This is a genomic window from Neoroseomonas soli, assembly GCF_018129065.1.
Lineage (GTDB): Bacteria > Pseudomonadota > Alphaproteobacteria > Acetobacterales > Acetobacteraceae > Neoroseomonas > Neoroseomonas soli.
Genome location: NZ_JAAEDM010000010.1, coordinates 60,293 through 76,611 on the forward strand (window position 1 = coordinate 60,293; position 16,319 = coordinate 76,611).

Consider the following 16,319-nt stretch of genomic DNA (forward strand, 5'->3'; position numbering starts at 1 on the left):
CTCGCTGATCCCGGAGACCACCGATGCCCCGTGCCATCGGCGCCAATTGCCGTCTGCTCATGATCCCCGAGGCGACCTACGGCACCGCGCCCGCGGGCGACTGGCTGCGCATGCCGTTCCTCTCCTGCGACCTCGGCGCCGAGCAGCCGCTGCTCGATGCCGATGTCATCGGCGTCGGCAGCAGTCGCGATCCGGCCGCGCCCTTCCTCGACACCGTCACCGTGCAGGGCCAGGCGGTGGTGCCGGTGGACCTCAACAACATCGGCCACTGGCTGCGCCTGTTGCTCGGCCCGCCGACCACCACCGGCACCAGCCCGAACTTCATCCACAGCTTCGGCTCGGGCGCGGCGGCGCTGCCGTCGAACAGTATCGAGATCGGCTACCCCGACGTCCCGAACTACGATCTCTGCACCGGCGTGCGGGCCGACACGCTGGAGATCGACTTCTCGCCGACCGGCCCCGCCACGGCGACCTTCGGGCTGATGGGGCAGGGCTCGACGCGCGGCGCATCGAGCTCGGGCGGCACGCCGACCAGCGCCGCCTACAACGCCTTCAACAAGGCGCAGGGGGCGATCAGCCGGAATGGCTCGGCACTCGCCCAGGTGACCGGGGCACGCATGACCTACGCCAACGGCATGGAGATGGTGCGCACCATCCGCGCCGATCGGAAGGTGGAGGGCGTGGATCCCGGCATCGCGCGCGCCACTGGCCAGATCACCGCGCGCTTCGCGGACACCACGCTGCTGACGCAGGCGCAGAACAACGCGTCGGCGGAGTTCGCCTTCAGCTACACGATCGATGCGAACCGCAGCCTCACGTTCACTCTGCATGAGGTCTACCTGGCGCTGGCCAAGACACCGGTTGAAGGGCCGGGCGGCGTCGAGGCGAGCTTCGACATCCGGGCAGCCTACAACGCCGCGGCGACGCGGATGATGACCGCGGTGCTGCAGAACCAGCAGGCGGGGACGGCGTACGCGTGAGGTCTATCGCGATTCTTGAGGATGACGCTCGCTAAAGCAGGCGCGGCCCATTGGAATCCATCGTCCAGATTGGTTTATCAGGGAAGGCCGTGCGCACCTCGGCGAGGCAGATGCGCTTTGGGGCGATGATTGTTTCTGTTCCCCAGGGCAATTCGCATTGGGCCTTGTGCCGGACCTCGATGTTTGCCGGATCTTCTATGAACAATCCTACCGGCTTGGCACCACGCACCCGCCATTCGTTATACGACCCCGGCGCGACCCGATTGAGCGACGCATCGAACGATGCGGCCGACAACAGTTCACCTAGTGAGTGATTGTTGCTCCCTTCGGCGTATGCGCCGGCATCGTCGTGATAGACGCGCAGCACGTCCTCGGCGGTCCTGGGTTCAAGCACCACTCCGACCGATCCTACTACCTTCATTCGATGCCCCGGGGTTAGCACTGAGCAGGAAAGCGGCCACGCTTCCTGCTCAGCGAACACTTGCCGGAGATCGGTTGGATAGACCAGCTCACCGCGCATGGCCGCGTGATGCGAAAAGTGCACGATCAGCGCCTGCCGCGCCTTGAGTCGTGCGCGGAGTTCATCGTAGGTCATGGCGCCCAGTCCCCGTGCGCATCGCCGCGTAGATCGTCGAGCCCGGGTTCAGCCTGCATGTCCGAGGCTTGTCTCGACGGACGCACGCCGCGCCGCGGCAACGATGCGACCTGCGAAACAGACAGGCAGCGTCACAAGTTGGTCCTGCGCGGCGGCCACGTCAGCAGAAGCCAGCGCGCCGGTGATCCGGACGCGATGCTGTTGACCCTCGGGCACCAGCACCAGACGCCCGGCGTCGAATAGTACGTGCATGTGAATCGTCAGCAGCAGCCCGTTATCTGGGGAGTTGTCGTCAAATCCATCCAGGGAGGTCATGATGTGCGCGGCGTTCAGCAGAAGTGGATCGTCGCAGCCGGTGATCGCGCAGCGTCGACCGAACAAAAGCATCACCTGTCGTCGGAATTGCCCCTGACCAGGACGCAGCATCGTCGACCCCTGTACACGGGCCAGTGGCGGTCGAGCCATCGGCGCTTCGATCTGGGGCGGTGCGGGGACGTCATCAGGGTCACGTGGAACTGGGAGTAGGCCGTGGGCGGAAGTCCACTGCCGATAGTTCTCGGCCATTGGGTTCGACGGGATCAGCGTTGCAATGGCGTGCAGCGGCACAGATTCGATGTGGAAGGTCGCGCCTGTGAGATCGGGGCGCCACATCGTGCGGGCAATCTTGCCGCTGTCCTCGCTGATACGGACACCTTTAAAGACCCGGGATGTGTAGTCATCAATCACGCTCGGAGCGAACGCGTGATCCGGAATGACGAATGGATCGCGACGAGGATCGTTCGGGAACCAGTCAACGATGTCGCGATGTTCCATCGGCCCCGTGGGCGTCGCGACGAATGCGATCTCCGCAACATTCGAGGCGATCTTGATGGCGTGAATGAGGTGCGTCTTGCGGACATAGACGCGCGCAAGATCATGGGAACTGGCAAACTCCAGCAGATGCTGCGACTGAGGGTCGTCCAGCGGTGCGCGGGCAGCCGCGATGATCCGCTGCTGATGCTCCCCCTGACGGACATGGACGCAGAGCCCCCACGTCGTTGGATCGAAGCCCAAGGCACGAATTGAGTCGCCCAATGGATTCTGGAAGTCGATGTAGACGCGGTCGTCTTCGACGCGTGGTGAGAAGGTGGCCGAGACGGGGATGATGTCGTCGCCGCCGTCTTGGCGGCTTGCGGGTGAAGTCGCCTGCGTCGGAAGAAAACGCCTATAGTCGTCGAAGTCTGGTGTGTCTTGCGCGTCCTGCCACTGCGCGTCGGTGATGGACGTGGCAATCCTGCGCCAGTCAGCAAAGGCGCGTACCTTCGTCATGGCAAAGGCGACCGCGTAAGGTGGCAGATCGACGCGGGAATCGGTTGCGCGGACTACCTCGTCGATCATTCGCGCCCGATCACCCGGCTCGCGAACGAGCCAGGGAATGAGCACCGGGCCCAAGCCGATACTAGGTTGGCCAGTGGCTTCGTTCACAACAATCACACTCAGCGGCGGGACGTTAATTCCCTGCTGCTGACCGACTTCCCATAGCAGATGACCAAGGATGCCGATTTGCCTGCCAACTCCCAGAGAATGTAGCGCCAAGCCGTACTGACGACGCAGTCGATTAGCGACGTCGCCATAAGTGATCTCACGCCGCTGCTCCAACGACGTGATGAGGATGTCGAACAATGGCTTGGTGAAGTTGGTCATGGTGAATATTGGCCCGCGACCCAAAGCGATCGCAACTATCGGACTGCCTGGAACGGGCCGCCGCAGGCCACTTCGCTGCGGCCAGCGGAAAGTCGATCGACTGGCGCGACGACAAGAGGGGGTGGCGGTGTGGGCTAGCGACAGTCGGATGCCCTCAATCTCGCTCACTGCGCTCACCCCGCGCTGACGCGCATTGCTCTGCTTCCTTCCTTCCACATGGAGACGTCCATGCTCACCCTCGACCTCCCGGCCGAGCCGTATTGGCTCGACCTGCCGCGCGGCGTCCGCGTGGAAATCCGACCCGTGACCACCGCCGTCATGGCCGCCGCGCAGGCCGCCGCGGCCCGCCGTCTCGCCGCGATACGCCTCGCCGATCCGGATCTCGATCCCGACATGTCGCGCGGCCTCTCCTTCGCCTTCCTGGTCAAGGCGCTCGCGCGGCACGCCGTCACCGCCTGGGAGGGCGTCGGTGATGCCGCCGACCAACCGCTGCCGCTTTCGCCCGAGGCGGTGGAGCGCCTGATGGACCTCGACGACATCGCCGCGTCCTTCTGGGATCGTGCCACGGCGCCCGTCGCCGCGGTGGCCGTCGAGGGAAACGGCTGAGGGCCCGCGCCGCCTGGCACTTCGGCCGCGGGCCCGAATACTGCCGCGGCTGCGCCGCCCTGGAGCGCGACTGCGGTGCTGCGTGTCCCTATGCCGCGCACGCCCCCACCAGCCTTGAGAGCCACGCCTGCTGGGCTGCCGGCACAGGATGCGCCGAGTCCACCATGGCTGGCCTGACACTCGACACCGCCGGCGCACTGGCGGCCGCGCGCGAGTTGGGCGCCACCGGCTGGGCCGCCGCCGAACTGCTGCTCGCCATCCGCATCGGCATGGCCGAGGGCGCCGCCGCCAGCCGCGACGGGGAGACAAGCTGAGATGGCCGACGCCACCCGCCGCGTCTCCGTCCGCCTCTCGCTGGACGACGCCGCCCGGGTCAAGGCCGGGCTGCGCGAGGTCGGCGAGACCGGCCAGCGCTCCCTCGACCAGATCAAGGGCGGCGCCGAGCGCGCCTCCCGCTCGCTGGACCTGCTCGACGTCGCCACCCGCGGCATCCAGCTCGCCGGCGTGGCGGTCGCCGCACGTGCCCTGGTCCAGGCGGGCGACGCGCTCACCCAGAGCCTCTCCCGGCTGCAGAACGCCACCGGCTCGGTCGAGCGCGCCGGTGCGGTCTACGAGGCGCTGTACCGCAACGCGCTGTCCACCGGCGTCGCGGTCTCCGAGAGCGTCGATGCCTTCCAGCGCTTCTCGATCGCCGCCCGCGAGATCGGTGCCACCTCCGACCAGGTGGTCCGCCTCGTCGGCGGCCTGCAGCGCGTCGCCATCGTCTCCGGCGCCTCCACGCAGGAGATCTCCTCCGCCACGCTCCAGCTCGCGCAGGCGCTGGCCTCCGGCGTGCTGCAGGGCGACGAGCTGCGCTCCATCCTCGAGGCCATGCCGCTGCTCGCCGAGGGCCTGGCCAAGGAACTCGGCGTCTCGATCGGCGAACTCCGCAAGCTCGGCTCGGAGGGCAAGCTCACCGCCGAGCGGGTCTTTCCCGCGCTGCTGCGCGCCACCGAACGCCTCGGCGCCGAACTCGACCGTGCGCCGCTCTCTCTCGGCCGCGCCTTCGGGCAGCTGACGGCGGCAACCGAGAATTTTCTGGGCCAGCTCGACCGCGCCATCGGCCTGTCCAACGCCCTGGCCCGGGCGCTGTCGGCCGCCGCCCGGGCGGTGGACGGCGTCCGCCAGGGCGCCGGCCTGCTCAGCGAGGAGGAACGCTTCGCCGGCATGCGCCGCCAGGCCGAGGCGCTGGCGGCGCAGATCGCCCGGCTGGAAAGCCAGCAGGACGGCCGCGCCAGCCTCAGCGCCCCGGTCCGCCGCGGCAGCATCCGCCCCGGCCTGGTGGGCACCGCCGAGCAGCAGGCCGGCGTCGATCGTGCAGCCCGGCTGGAGGAGCTGCGCCGGCAATACACGGAGCTCCAGGCCGAGATCACCCGCGGCGAGCAGGCCGCCGGCGAGCGCCAGCGCAGCGAGCAGGAGGGCGCCGCCAACGCCGCGGCCGAGGCCCGGCGCCGCCGCGCCACCCAGGACGTCCAGGAGCTCACCCGCGACCTCGACGACCGCTTCCGGATCAACCGGGAATACGAGGAGCGCGTCCGCCGCCTGCGCGAAGCCGAGGCGGCGGGCGGCGTCACCGCCGCCGAGCGCACTCGCCTGGAAACCCTGGCGCTTCAGGAGCGCGACGAGGCGCTGCGCCGGCTGGAGCCCCGCGTCGCCGCCGTCCGCCGCGCCAGCAACGAGGGCGCGCGGGAGGCGCGCGAGGCCGAGCGGGAGCTGAACGAGCTGCTGCGCGAACGCGAGCGGCTGATCCAGCAGAACGAGACCGCCTATGAGCGCTACCAGCGCCGCCTCGCGAACCTCTCCAGCCTGGTGGAGCGGGCGGAACGAGCCGGCCGGGCGGTGCCCGACGAGACCATCCAGCGCGAGGCGGTCGCGGCGATGGAGGAGCTGGAACGTGCCGAGCGCCGCGTCGAGGAGGGCGCCTCGCGCACCTCGGACGTCGTGCGCGAGCTCGGCCTGACGTTCTCCAGCGCCTTCGAGGACGCCATCGTCAAAGGCGAGAAGTTCTCCTCCGTGCTGGAGGGGCTGCTGCAGGACATCACCCGCATCCTCGCCCGCAAGATCATCACCGAGCCGCTGGGCAACGCGGTCTCGGCCGGACTGTCGGGCATCTCCTTCGACAGCCTGTTCACCGATGTGGGGTCCTGGCTGGGCGGGCTGTTCCGCGCCGGGGGCGGGCCGGTTGCCGCCGGCCAGCCCTACATCGTCGGCGAGCGCGGGCCGGAATGGTTCGTGCCGCGCCAGGCCGGGACCGTGCTGCCGAACGGTGTCGCCCCGGGCGGGGGCGGCCCGACCATCCACACCAGCATCACGATCGACGCCCGTGGTGCGGACGCCGGCGTCGAGGCGCGGCTGCGGCTGCTCGCCGGGCAGATCGCGCGGCAGGCCTCGGCGATGACGCTGGATGCGATCCGCCGCGGCGGCGCCGCCTACGACACGGTGCGCGGGTAGCGGGGAGGGGCGCGCATGACCGAATACGCCTGGCCCGCCGCGCTGCGGCCGTCGCGGTTGAGCTTCTACCTGCAGCACAACACGCTGCGCTTCATCTCGCCGGTCAGCCGCGCCACCCAGGTGCTCCGCCGCGACGGGGCACGCTGGATCGCCGAGGCCAGCTTCGATCCGCTGAACCGTACCCAGGCCGGCGTGCTGGAGGGGCTGCTGGCAGCGCTCGCCGGCTCGGCCAACACCATCCGCATCTGGGACTGGCGGCGCGAGTACCGCACGGGTGATCCCCGCAGCCAGGGCGAGGTGCCCTCGGGGCCGTACTCCTTCTCCGACGCCACCATCTTCACCGATGGCACGGGGCTGGTCGTCGGCAGCGGCACACCCTCGCTCGCTGCTGGCGCGGCGCGCGGCGCCCTCGCCCTGCAAACCCAGGGCTGGTGGCCCAACGCGGTGGCGGTCGGCGCCGGCAACCATATCGGCCTCGCCGGCCGGCTCTACATGGCAACCGAGACGGTGGTCGCCTCCGGCACCGGCACGGCGACCATCCCGATCGCCCCGCCGCTGCGCACCGCCGCCTCGCTCGCCGAGCCGCTGGTGCTGACCACGCCGACCGTCGCCATGCGCCTCGCCTCCGACGACGAGGGGGCGAACCCCACTCGGCCGGGGCGCTTTACCGCCATCACCATCCGCCTCGAGGAGGCCTTGCCATGACGGACGGCATCACCGCCACGCCGCGCCTCTCGCCCCAGGCCGCGGCGGCCGCCACGGCACCGGTGGCGACGCCGGTGGTGCTGGTCGAACTCGACTTCGCCTCGGGCCCCATCCGCGCCTGGACCGGGCTCGGCCCGCTGCATTGGGCGGGGACAGTCTACGAGGGCATGGGGACCATCGGTGCGGTCTCCGACATCGAGGAGACCGCCGAGCTCCGCGCGGTGCGCATCACCCTCACGCTGTCGCCGGTGCCGCAGGAGGTGGTCGACATCGCGCTGGCCGAGCAGTCCTTCCGGCTGCGCCCGGCACGTCTGTGGGGCGCGTTGCTCGATGCCGAGGGGGCCTTCGTCGCCGACCCGTTCCCGCTCTGGGCCGGGCTGATGGACACCATGCAGGTGGCGGACGGGGCGGAGCCGCGCATCTCGCTCACCTGCGAGAGCCGCCTGGTCGACCTCGAGCGTGCCGAGGTACGGCGCTACACCGATGCCGACCAGCAGGCCGAGTATCCGGGGGATCGCTTCTTCGAGTTCGTCCCCGCCCTGCAGGAGGCGGAGATCCGGCTGCCGGCCAGCTGATGGCCCGGCTGCCAGATTGGCACGCGCGGCTAGCAGCGCTGCTGGCCGCGGCGGAGACGCGCCCGTTCCACGCCCATCGCTGGAACTGCGGGCGGTTTGCCTTGGCCGCGGTGCGCGCCAGCACGGGGAGGATCCCCGCCTGGCGCAGCCTGCCGACGCTGGAGGCGACTGCCGACAGCGCTGGCTTCCCGCGCATCCCGCCGGCCTTCTCGCGGGCGGGGGATGTCGTCCTGGCGGGTGACCCGCCCCGGCTGGGCGTCGCGGTCGATGGCGGCCGCGCCGCCTTCGTCGGACCCCGCGGTCTGGTCCGCCTCCCGCTTACCAGCTGCAGCACTGCCTGGAGGATCGCCTGATGCCGGCTGCAGTGCCGCTCATCGCCGTCGCTGCGGCCGGCGTCGCCTCCGCCGCGGTCGGCGGCGGGATCATCGGTGCCGTGGTCGGCGCCGGCGCCGCCTTCATCGTCTCGGCCATCGGCCAGTCGGTCTTTCCACAGAAGCAGAAAAAGCAGGCCAGCCTCAGCCCGCAGGCCGCGGCGATCGCCGGCTTCGATGCCGGCCAGCCCGGCGCCGGCCGCACCCAGGCGTTTCGCCAGCCGGTCACCGAGCACCAGATCATCGTCGGCCGCTGCAAGGTGTCCGGGCCGATTGTCTTCCTCCACTCCGCCACCGACGACGAGGGCCGCGCGGACGGCTACTTCTATTCGGTGGTGGTGCTGGCTGCGCACCGGGTGCGGGCGATCGGCGAGATCTATCTCGGCGACAAGGTCGAGAGCGATGGGTCGTTTTCCGGCCTCGTGCGCATCGACCGCCACCTCGGCGATCCCGACCAGGCGGCCAACGCCAACCTGATCGCCGAGACCGGCGGCCAATGGACCAGCGAGCATCGGGGCCGCGGCCGGGCCTATGTCGCCGTCCGGCTCAAGCTCACCGCCGAGGCGTTTCCCGCCGGCCCGCCCAACATCGCCGCCATCGTCGAGGGCGCCGACACCATCCTCGACCCGCGCACCGGTGCAACAGGCTGGTCCGACAACCCGGCCCTGCTGCTCGCCTGGTACCTCACCGCGCCGTTCGGCTGGCGCGCATCCTGGTCCGACATCGACATCCCGGCGCTGATGGCCGCGGCCAACGTCTGCGACGAGCTGATCGGCACCCGGGCCGGGGTCTACGAACGCCGTTACACCGCCAACGGCGTGCTGTCGCTGGCCGAGGGCAAGATCGCCATCACTCGCAAGCTCGCCGCCGCCATGGCGGGCGCGCTGGTGGTGAGCGGGGGACGGTTCTTCGTCCATGCCGGGGCGCCGGCGCTGCCGGCGGCGATGCTCACCTCGGACGACCTCCGCGGTGACGTCACCATCCAGGGCGCCCGGCCCCGACGGGACCTCTTCAACGGGGTGAGGGCCGTCTATGTCGAGCCGGCCGCCAACTGGCAGCCGACCGACGCGCCACCGCTGCTCGCCAGCAACTACGTCGCCCAGGATGGCGGCGAGATGATCTACCGCGACCTCGAATTCCCGCTCACCACCTCGGTCAGCACCGTGCAGCGATTGATGAAGGTCGAGCTGGAGCGCAACCGCCGCCAGCGCACGGTGGCCTTCCCGGCCAACCTTTCCGCCCTGCGCCTGCGGCCGTGGGAGGCGGCGACGGTCGCCCTCGACCGCCTCACGCCCTTCCCGGCGCGGGTCACCGCCTGGTCGCTGGCCGCCGAGGGTGGTGTGGATCTCACCTTGGAGGAGGAGGACGCCGCGGTGTGGGACTGGAACCCGGCGGTCGATGAGCGTGCCACCGGGTCGAATCCGGCGGTGGTGCTGCCGAACCCGGGCGTCATCGCCGCACCCGCCAGCATCACCGTGGAGACGCCGCCGGCCACGGCCTTTGCCGTCCTGGCTGTCTCCTGGGCCGCGGTCGGCTCCTCGCACCTTGCCGGCTACCAGGTCGAGTTCCTACCCGCCTCCGTCGTGGCCTGGCAGGGCTACGGCGGCTCCCTGGGTGCGACCGCGGCCGCGATCCCCACGGCCGAGCCGACCGGCTTCCGGGTGCGCGCCGTGGCGCGCAGCGGGGCGGTGTCGGGCTGGCGGCAAGCCCTCGTCCCGCCGGCGGTAGCGGCGCCCACGGCGACGGGGATCGCCGGCGGCATCCGCCTCTCCGGCGGCTTCCCGCCCGATGCCGTCCGCCTGCACGTCTTCGAGGCCACGTCGAACAGCCTCGCTGTCGCGGCCAAGCTGCCGGAGGAGCCGACCAGCCTCTTCTGGGACCGCACCGGCCTCAGCGCCGGCGACAGCCGTTGGTACTGGCTGCGCGCCGTCTCCGCCGAAGGCAATGTCTCGGCCTTCGCCGGGCCGGTGACAGCGACTTCGCTGTAGGGAAAACCGCCATGCCCGCCCGCATCGACGACCTGCTGGTGCTCGACACTGCGGTCAGCAAGACCGATCTCGCCAAGTACCTACGCGACCGCGAGACCGTGCTGCCCGCCGACTTCGGCGGGCTTGGCGACGGTGTCGCCGATGATCGCGCTGCCATCCAGGCCGCCTTCGATCGTGCCGCCGCGGACCAGAAGTTCGCCGTCATCCCGCCTGGCACCTGGAACGTCTCCGCCGGGGTGGTCCTCGCAGGTGGCGCCCGCGGCCTGATCATGCACGGCATCATCCGCTACATCGGCACCGCCCCGGCCACCGTGCTGACGCTGGGCGATGGCGGCACGGTCCGCAACGGCGAGAAGCACTATGCCGGGCTGCAGGTAGTGCGCGCCGCCCAGTCGGACTGGCTCGACGAGGCCGACATCGGCATCCTGGTACGCAACATCGATGCCTCGGTCGTCGAGTTGCGGCTCGTGTCGGGCTTCACCATCGGCATGCGGACGCTGGGCGATGGCCGCGGCGTCGAGGACAGCACCTTCCACCTCGGCCGTATCCTCAACAACCGCATCGGCCTCGATATCCGCTGCGCCACCGCGACTGCCTGGAACACGTCTGTCCGCTACTACGGCGGCCACTTCGCCATCGCGACGGGGATCAACCCCGCGGTCGACCGCTTCGGGATCCGGCTGTCCAAGGCGGACGGCGCCTACAACAACCACAATCGGCACGTCTTCGACGCGCCGAACTTCGAGCTGCGCCAGCTCGACCCCAACGTCGCCATTCCCTTCCTGAATGAAACCAGCGGCTCGGCGATCATTGGCCGGGCGCTGCGCATGGAGGCCTGCTCGCCGATCGTTGCCCGGCACACCGCCGCGGCGCAGGATTGCGAGTACGAGGTCGCCTGGTCCAACACCTACCAGGTCGGCATCGACTACACGGCCACTGCCACCCGCTGCGGCAACACCGTGCTCAACCGCCACCGCGCGCCGGCCTCGCGGCATCTCCGGCTGCTCGGCTCCGTCCCGAATGTCCGGGCCAAGGCCTTCCGCCACAGCGCCACTGAGATCGGCGTCGAGGGGCTGGCGGTCGTCGCGACCGCGACCACCAGCGCCACGACGTTGGCGGGGCTGTCCTTCAATGGGCTGGACGACATCACGCCGACCTCGCGCGGGCTCCTGCTCGAGGCGCAGCGGGGGTTGGCCTTCGTGGTGGACTGCGGGCAGGCCAAGGAGTTCGCCCTGGTGCATTCGCTCGTCGGGGGCGCGGATGGCGGGCGGATCTTCGTGCGGTGCTTCGATGCGGCGATGAATGTGCGGGAGAATGTCGCCGGCGACGCGCTGGCTTCGATCACCACGCTGCTGTGGAACGTCCCGTCCAAGGCCTGGACCGGCGGTGCGGCCATGGCCGACGCCTCGCTGAACAAGCGCATGACGATGCGGCTCGGACCGAGCGTCGCCTTTGCCCAGATCGGCATCGTCGGCTTCGACGGACAGATCGAGGTCGAGGCGCTGCGGCTCTACGGGCTGCCGGAGGCGGCACCGGCGCTGCTCTGCGGCACCCCGGCCCTGCCGGTCGGGCAGCGGGAGTTCGCCGCCGAGGTGGCGTGGGATCTGCCGAACTTGGCGCCTGGGGCGACCAGTCTGCTCGACGTCACCGTCACCGGCGCGCGGCAGGGGGACCTCGCCCAGGCTGCGCTCGCTTCCTCGACGCGCTTCATTGAGCTCGATGCCGCGGCGTGGTCCAACAACGCCGTGCGCGTTATGGCCAGGAACGTCTCGCCGGCCACGTTTGATCTGGGCTCGGCAACTCTATCGGTGCAGGTCACGAAGCGACGGGTACCCTGAGTGGGATGGCGGGTGCGGTGCTATCGCCTCCGCACCCGCCTCCAACCATGCGGCCGGTCCCATGGCGGCCGGCCTGGTGGGCACCAGCGGGTTCGCCGCCATTCCCACCACCGCCCTCGATCCGCCCCACCGTGCGGCGTCTCCGGCGGTCCCCGCGCTTTCGGGTCCGGGTCCCCATCTCAGTAGCCGGCCCGGCCCGGCCGCACAGGCGCTACGCCACAGCCGTTTGGCCATCCACCAGTTTGCGAAACTCGGTGAGCATCTCCGGCTGGTGCTGCTGGAGCCAGCGCTCGACCCGCGCATTCGCAACGAGCTTGGTCAGATAGGTCCGCGCAAGCACCATCCGCAGGTGATCCGGGCCATAGGATTGCTCCGCGACCTTGATCTCCCGGTCGAGCCGCGCCGTCTCGCGCTCCATCAGAACCACCTGCTCGCGGGTCAGGGCCTTCGGCGCCTTCGGCTTGCCGTCCTGCACCAGCTGGTCTTCCGGTGTCGCGACCAGCAGCGCCTGGACGTAGCCCTTCGAGTAGCGGTTCATGCCCACCATCATCTCGGCAGCTTCCATCTGTCGCAGCGGCATCATGCGCCGCAGGATGGAGAACACGCTAAGCGAAATCGGCTTGTCCTTCAGGATCTCGACGGCCTCCGGGCAGATGCCTTGAAGGGCCCGCTTCTTCTGGCGCAGCGTGCTGATGTCGATGTTGAGCGCTCGCGCCAAGCGTTCTTCGGGAACGTTCCGGTCGACCGCCTGCAAGATCATGCGATGCTCCTGCACCGCGGCGAGGCGGCTGATGCGCTTATTGTAGGTGAACGCCTCGTCGTCAGTCGCGACGAGGCAGAGGACATCGATAGCGCCCCGATCGCGCAGGATTTCGACCCGGAGATGACCATCTAGCAGTAGGTAGGCGTCCGGCTCCGACGGATGGCGCACCACGATCGGCGGCTCAATCAGGCCCACCTCGGCCACTGAGGCAGCGATCTGCGCATACTTCGTCGATCTCCGCGTCTTCCCGGAGACCGGGCGCAGCGGGCGGATCCGCTCCAGAGGAACCTGGATGCTGGTGGCCTCGAACGCACTCTTGATGCGCGGCGGCTTGTGCTCGGCGACCATCTCATGCCTCCCCGGGCGCGGGACCAACGCGTTCGGCAAGTTTGGCCGGCATCGTATAGAGGCCTTCGGCGCGCAGCAGATTCACGAAGCCCTCATCGGCTCGAAGGGCCCGCAGCGCTTCCACCACGAACAACAGCATGCCCCGCGTGTTCGTCGCATCGCGCACGATCATGCGCTTCTTGTCGACATCCTGCCGGTAGGTCCGCAGCAGGGAGTCCACCGAGAGCGGTCGCAGCCGACGACGCTCGTTGGCTTTCACCCGCGGGCCCTGGCTGCGGCGCACCTCGATCAGACGCTTCGCGGACATCAGGTTGTGGCCGCGCAGCAGCTTCTTCTCATAGGCTTCGTGCAGCACGCGCTGGACGTTGGCGTCCTCTGCCTCCGCGATCTCAACGGCGACGCTGACCGGCATCTGTCCGGCTTCCACCGCCCTCAGGAGGCGCGTTTCGCCGCCCGTGAGAAGCCGAAGAACGCCACGGACGTACTCCAGCGAGAGCCCAGTCTTACGGGCGATCTCGGGATCCGAATGGCCGCGCCGCCGCATGCCGTCGATATCGTGCAGCAGATCGATGGCTTGGTGCTGACGCCGGGCCACATTCTCGACCAGGCTCATCACGAGGCAGTCCTCGGTTTCGGCGTCCACCACCACGGCCGGGATCTCCACCTGGCCGAGTTCCCGGAAGGCTTCCAGGCGTCCCTGACCACAGATGAGGTCGTACCGGAGGCCCTGAGGACCTTGCCGCACGGCGACAGTGATGGGGCGCTTCAGGCCGATAGCAGCAATGCTGTCGAGCATCTCCCGGAACACCTTCCTGTTACGGGCACGCGGATTGATCACGTCGATCAGCGCGATCGGGACGGATTGTACCTTCGCAGCGGCAGGGACAGGCATCAGGCAGCCTCCATGATGCTGACGCGCCGCGCCAGGTCGGCGAGAGCGTCCAGGGTGTCGAAGCGGAAGGCCTCGAGCAGAAGGTCGTTCGTCTCTCCGATGCGCAGCCGATCCAGCGTCGCATCGCGGCGAGGCAGGAGGTAGTAGTCGCGGATACTCGCATTGCCGGGTGCCATGCGGACCGCGACGGTGATGTCCGGTGCGAGGCCCGTATCGAGGCGGATGTGCCAGCGCACCGTCCCCGAAAGCGTCTCCTGGCAGCGCGCGAGAACGATGGATACCGTGAACTCGCCATTCACGGTCAGAAGGTCTGTGGCCGGATCCTGCTCGACGGCTCCTCCGACATGCCGGATCCCCGCCATTGCCTGAGCGACGATCTCCGGATGGAGCCTGCGCAAGGCACGGTTGACCTCGACATACCGGTAGTCGCGGTCCGGCGAGAAGCCGACGAGCTGGTATGCCCGCAGGAGGCTCCCGAAGCGGGACCGGTAGGCCGAACTGGAGGGGGCTCCGTCCACTTCGTCGATGACGAGGCCCGACAGGTAGCCGCGATTTGCGAGGATGGTCCGCAGAACCTCAAGCATCTCCTCATCCGTGAGGCGTCTTGATCGTTCTCGAATGATGATCTGCGCTGCCTCGAACAGCATATGGTCGACGAGAGGCTCGAAGGCGCCGTCCCGCCGTATCCACATGTCCGGGCGATTTCGCACCCGCGCGCCCTGCAGCTTGCACGAGACGCGGTTCCAGACGTTGTCGCCGACATACTTCTCGTTGATGAGGATCTGGTGGACGGTGCCGCGCGTCCAGGGCCGCCCCAAATCCGTGCGGATGCCCTGGGCGTTCAGCAACGCGGCGATCTCGTTCTCGCTGCGCCCCTCCTCGACGAAGCTGCGATAGATCCAGCGGACCGCATCCACCTCCTCGGGAGGCCCCGGCACGAGGATCACGCGGTCCGTTTGAAGGCTCTTGTGCTCGCCGCGGGCCAGCGGTGCCTTGCGGTTCCCGGCACCATCCAGGAGATGGCGGCGCAATCCGAACCCGGCCGGACCGCCCTGGCGGAACCCAAGCTCGATCAGCCGGCCCTGCCCGGCAAAAACACGGACGGAGAGCAGGCGGCTACCCTCGCCAGCAAGCGCGCGCTTGACGCCTTTCACGATGGTGGCAACCGGGCTGCCGTCGTTTTCGAAGCCGTCAATGCAGTACTCAACCTGGATGCCGGCCTTGCGGCACTGGTACTCGTAGAAGGCGCTCTCGTCGGCGTCCTGGAAGCGTCCCCAGCGGCTGACGTCGTAGACCAGGATCAGGTCGAAATCCGCCCGCCCGGCTCGAACATCGTCGATCAGGCTCTTGAGGCCGGATCGGCCAGCGAGGCTCAGGCCGCTCTTGCCGTGGTCGGCGTAGGTGCGGACGATCTCGATGCCGCGTTCCTCCGCATACTTCCGGATCGCCGCCGACTGGTTCTCGGTGGAGTAGCGCTGGTGGTCGGTCGACATCCGGACGTATTCGGCCGCACGCCGCCGGACGCCTTCTGAATCGCCTGTGCTTTCCGTGGACGACCTCACACGCAGGCTCCCTGTCGCGAGCGCCGGCAGGCCGGCGATCACCCTTCCAGCCGTGGTGCAAGGAACCAGCGAAGCCGCGGTGATGTCGCACCCTGCGCCGACATTAGCGCAGGGACTTCAGCCACATGGGGACGGAGAAGGGCGGAACTCCGCCCGAATTGGGCGGAAAACTGCACCATTCACAAAATGACGTGGAGGCACAGCCTCGGCACGCGTCATTGCTGACCGAGGCGCTGCGTCGGGAGGCTCGCCGGGAACGAGGTGCCGTAAAGCGGCTGATGCGGTGGAGCGGCGCCAGCGAGGGTGCAGTCAAGGCTTGGCTGCGGGGCGACAGCCAGCCACGGGCGGATCATCTCATTGCCTTGATGGCGCACTCGGATCAGATTTTGGACGCCGTGCTGGCCGCAGCAGGCCGCGCGTCCACCCTCCCTGTCGCGGAGCTCATCGTGGTACGTCGTCTCGTTGGTGAAGCCGCGGACAGGCTGGATGCTCTCGTCATCGGGCTCTAGAATATGCGCTTGAAATTGTAGAACCTGGAGGGCATATTCCGGTGGCCCCATGGGCGATTGAGTTTCACGATGAGTTCGAGCCGGAATTCGACGCTTGGACAGAGGCTGTGCGGGAAGAGCTCCTGGCGCATGCCTTGTTGCTCGCGGAGTTCGGGCCCCAACTGTCTCGGCCTCACGCGGATACGCTTAACGGGTCGACCTACTCGAACATGAAGGAACTCCGCTTCAGGGCTGCGGACGGCGTGTGGCGCGTTGCTTATGCGTTCGATCCGGACAGGAAGGCGATCCTGCTGGTCGGCGGAAGCAAATCGGGCGTGTCCGAGAAGAGGTTCTACAAGAGCCTCATTGAACGGGCCGACGCGCGGTACGCAACGCATTTGAAGGGCCGGAGGGCGAGGAGCAAGGAGCGGTAGC

16 protein-coding genes are annotated in these 16,319 nt (G+C 68.9%); 11 read left to right on the plus strand and 5 right to left on the minus strand.

Annotation, left to right across the window (positions count from 1 at the left end):
- Positions 1–23 precede the first annotated feature (23 nt).
- Positions 24–980 (plus strand): phage tail tube protein, encoded by a 957-nt coding sequence (locus GXW76_RS06165; RefSeq protein ID WP_211861116.1) that lies wholly within the window; start codon positions 24–26, stop codon positions 978–980.
- A gap of 31 nt (positions 981–1,011) precedes the next feature.
- On the opposite strand, the gene GXW76_RS06170 is transcribed toward GXW76_RS06165, so the two are convergent.
- Positions 1,012–1,575 (minus strand): hypothetical protein, encoded by a 564-nt coding sequence (locus GXW76_RS06170; protein WP_211861117.1) that lies wholly within the window; start codon positions 1,573–1,575, stop codon positions 1,012–1,014.
- Between the two features lie 48 nt (positions 1,576–1,623).
- Positions 1,624–3,258: an HNH endonuclease signature motif containing protein gene (locus tag GXW76_RS06175; RefSeq protein ID WP_211861118.1), complete on the minus strand. Its 1,635-nt coding sequence runs from the start codon at positions 3,256–3,258 to the stop codon at positions 1,624–1,626.
- 228 nt (positions 3,259–3,486) lie between these two features.
- Between GXW76_RS06175 and GXW76_RS06180 the strand changes: the two genes are divergently transcribed.
- From GXW76_RS06180 to GXW76_RS06215, 8 genes are all read left to right on the plus strand, one after another.
- A complete protein-coding gene (locus GXW76_RS06180; protein WP_211861119.1) occupies positions 3,487–3,864 on the plus strand; it encodes a hypothetical protein in 378 nt (125 codons plus the stop codon).
- 164 nt (positions 3,865–4,028) lie between these two features.
- Positions 4,029–4,178: a hypothetical protein gene (locus GXW76_RS06185; protein WP_211861120.1), complete on the plus strand. Its 150-nt coding sequence runs from the start codon at positions 4,029–4,031 to the stop codon at positions 4,176–4,178.
- A 1-nt stretch (position 4,179) separates the two neighbouring features.
- A complete protein-coding gene (locus GXW76_RS06190) occupies positions 4,180–6,354 on the plus strand; it encodes a tape measure protein (protein ID WP_211861121.1) in 2,175 nt (724 codons plus the stop codon).
- 15 nt (positions 6,355–6,369) lie between these two features.
- Positions 6,370–7,059: a hypothetical protein gene (locus tag GXW76_RS06195; RefSeq protein WP_211861122.1), complete on the plus strand. Its 690-nt coding sequence runs from the start codon at positions 6,370–6,372 to the stop codon at positions 7,057–7,059.
- The gene (locus GXW76_RS06200; RefSeq protein ID WP_211861123.1) at positions 7,056–7,634 is read left to right on the plus strand and encodes a hypothetical protein; all 579 of its coding nucleotides are present in this window, start codon (positions 7,056–7,058) and stop codon (positions 7,632–7,634) included. The genes GXW76_RS06195 and GXW76_RS06200 overlap by 4 nt, the downstream gene beginning before the upstream one ends.
- Complete coding sequence (locus tag GXW76_RS06205) at positions 7,634–7,987, plus strand: DUF6950 family protein (protein ID WP_211861124.1); 354 nt, start codon at positions 7,634–7,636, stop codon at positions 7,985–7,987. The genes GXW76_RS06200 and GXW76_RS06205 overlap by 1 nt, the downstream gene beginning before the upstream one ends.
- On the plus strand, positions 7,987–9,993 hold the full coding sequence (locus tag GXW76_RS06210) for a phage tail protein (protein WP_211861125.1): 2,007 nt from the start codon (positions 7,987–7,989) through the stop codon (positions 9,991–9,993). Before GXW76_RS06205 ends, GXW76_RS06210 begins: the two co-directional genes overlap by 1 nt.
- A gap of 11 nt (positions 9,994–10,004) precedes the next feature.
- A complete protein-coding gene (locus GXW76_RS06215; protein WP_211861126.1) occupies positions 10,005–11,831 on the plus strand; it encodes a hypothetical protein in 1,827 nt (608 codons plus the stop codon).
- Between the two features lie 211 nt (positions 11,832–12,042).
- On the opposite strand, the gene GXW76_RS06220 is transcribed toward GXW76_RS06215, so the two are convergent.
- Genes GXW76_RS06220 through GXW76_RS06230 form a run of 3 tightly spaced genes read right to left on the minus strand, consistent with a single transcriptional unit; the run spans position 12,043 to position 15,396 of the window.
- Positions 12,043–12,942 carry a plasmid partitioning protein RepB C-terminal domain-containing protein gene (locus GXW76_RS06220; RefSeq protein WP_211861127.1) on the minus strand — a complete coding sequence of 300 codons (900 nt, stop codon included), beginning with the start codon at positions 12,940–12,942 and terminating at the stop codon, positions 12,043–12,045.
- A gap of 1 nt (position 12,943) precedes the next feature.
- Positions 12,944–13,834 (minus strand): plasmid partitioning protein RepB C-terminal domain-containing protein, encoded by an 891-nt coding sequence (locus GXW76_RS06225; RefSeq protein ID WP_211861128.1) that lies wholly within the window; start codon positions 13,832–13,834, stop codon positions 12,944–12,946.
- Positions 13,834–15,396, minus strand: a complete 1,563-nt coding sequence (locus GXW76_RS06230; RefSeq protein ID WP_338150900.1) for a recombinase family protein — start codon at positions 15,394–15,396, stop codon at positions 13,834–13,836. The genes GXW76_RS06225 and GXW76_RS06230 overlap by 1 nt, the downstream gene beginning before the upstream one ends.
- Positions 15,397–15,521: 125 nt before the next feature.
- On the opposite strand from GXW76_RS06230, the gene GXW76_RS06235 reads away from it, so the two are divergent.
- Both GXW76_RS06235 and GXW76_RS06240 read left to right on the plus strand, forming a co-directional pair.
- Entirely contained in the window at positions 15,522–15,905 is a 384-nt protein-coding gene (locus GXW76_RS06235; RefSeq protein ID WP_211861130.1) for a hypothetical protein, read from the plus strand.
- A 41-nt stretch (positions 15,906–15,946) separates the two neighbouring features.
- Entirely contained in the window at positions 15,947–16,318 is a 372-nt protein-coding gene (locus GXW76_RS06240; protein ID WP_184487314.1) for a type II toxin-antitoxin system RelE/ParE family toxin, read from the plus strand.
- Position 16,319: the final 1 nt, after the last annotated feature.

Excerpts from the sequence above, each read along its gene's own strand:
- GXW76_RS06210 (WP_211861125.1), top strand. The coding sequence starts at position 7,987 with ATGCCGGCTGCAGTGCCGCTCATCGCCGTCGCTGCGGCCGGCGTCGCC.
- GXW76_RS06165 (WP_211861116.1), top strand. The coding sequence starts at position 24 with ATGCCCCGTGCCATCGGCGCCAATTGCCGTCTGCTCATGATCCCCGAG.
- GXW76_RS06225 (WP_211861128.1), bottom strand. The coding sequence starts at position 13,834 with ATGCCTGTCCCTGCCGCTGCGAAGGTACAATCCGTCCCGATCGCGCTG.
- GXW76_RS06205 (WP_211861124.1), top strand. The coding sequence starts at position 7,634 with ATGGCCCGGCTGCCAGATTGGCACGCGCGGCTAGCAGCGCTGCTGGCC.
- GXW76_RS06235 (WP_211861130.1), top strand. The coding sequence starts at position 15,522 with ATGGGGACGGAGAAGGGCGGAACTCCGCCCGAATTGGGCGGAAAACTG.
- GXW76_RS06200 (WP_211861123.1), top strand. The coding sequence starts at position 7,056 with ATGACGGACGGCATCACCGCCACGCCGCGCCTCTCGCCCCAGGCCGCG.
- GXW76_RS06195 (WP_211861122.1), top strand. The coding sequence starts at position 6,370 with ATGACCGAATACGCCTGGCCCGCCGCGCTGCGGCCGTCGCGGTTGAGC.
- GXW76_RS06190 (WP_211861121.1), top strand. The coding sequence starts at position 4,180 with ATGGCCGACGCCACCCGCCGCGTCTCCGTCCGCCTCTCGCTGGACGAC.
- GXW76_RS06180 (WP_211861119.1), top strand. The coding sequence starts at position 3,487 with ATGCTCACCCTCGACCTCCCGGCCGAGCCGTATTGGCTCGACCTGCCG.
- GXW76_RS06215 (WP_211861126.1), top strand. The coding sequence starts at position 10,005 with ATGCCCGCCCGCATCGACGACCTGCTGGTGCTCGACACTGCGGTCAGC.
- GXW76_RS06175 (WP_211861118.1), bottom strand. The coding sequence starts at position 3,258 with ATGACCAACTTCACCAAGCCATTGTTCGACATCCTCATCACGTCGTTG.
- GXW76_RS06185 (WP_211861120.1), top strand. The coding sequence starts at position 4,029 with ATGGCTGGCCTGACACTCGACACCGCCGGCGCACTGGCGGCCGCGCGC.
- GXW76_RS06170 (WP_211861117.1), bottom strand. The coding sequence starts at position 1,575 with ATGACCTACGATGAACTCCGCGCACGACTCAAGGCGCGGCAGGCGCTG.
- GXW76_RS06220 (WP_211861127.1), bottom strand. The coding sequence starts at position 12,942 with ATGGTCGCCGAGCACAAGCCGCCGCGCATCAAGAGTGCGTTCGAGGCC.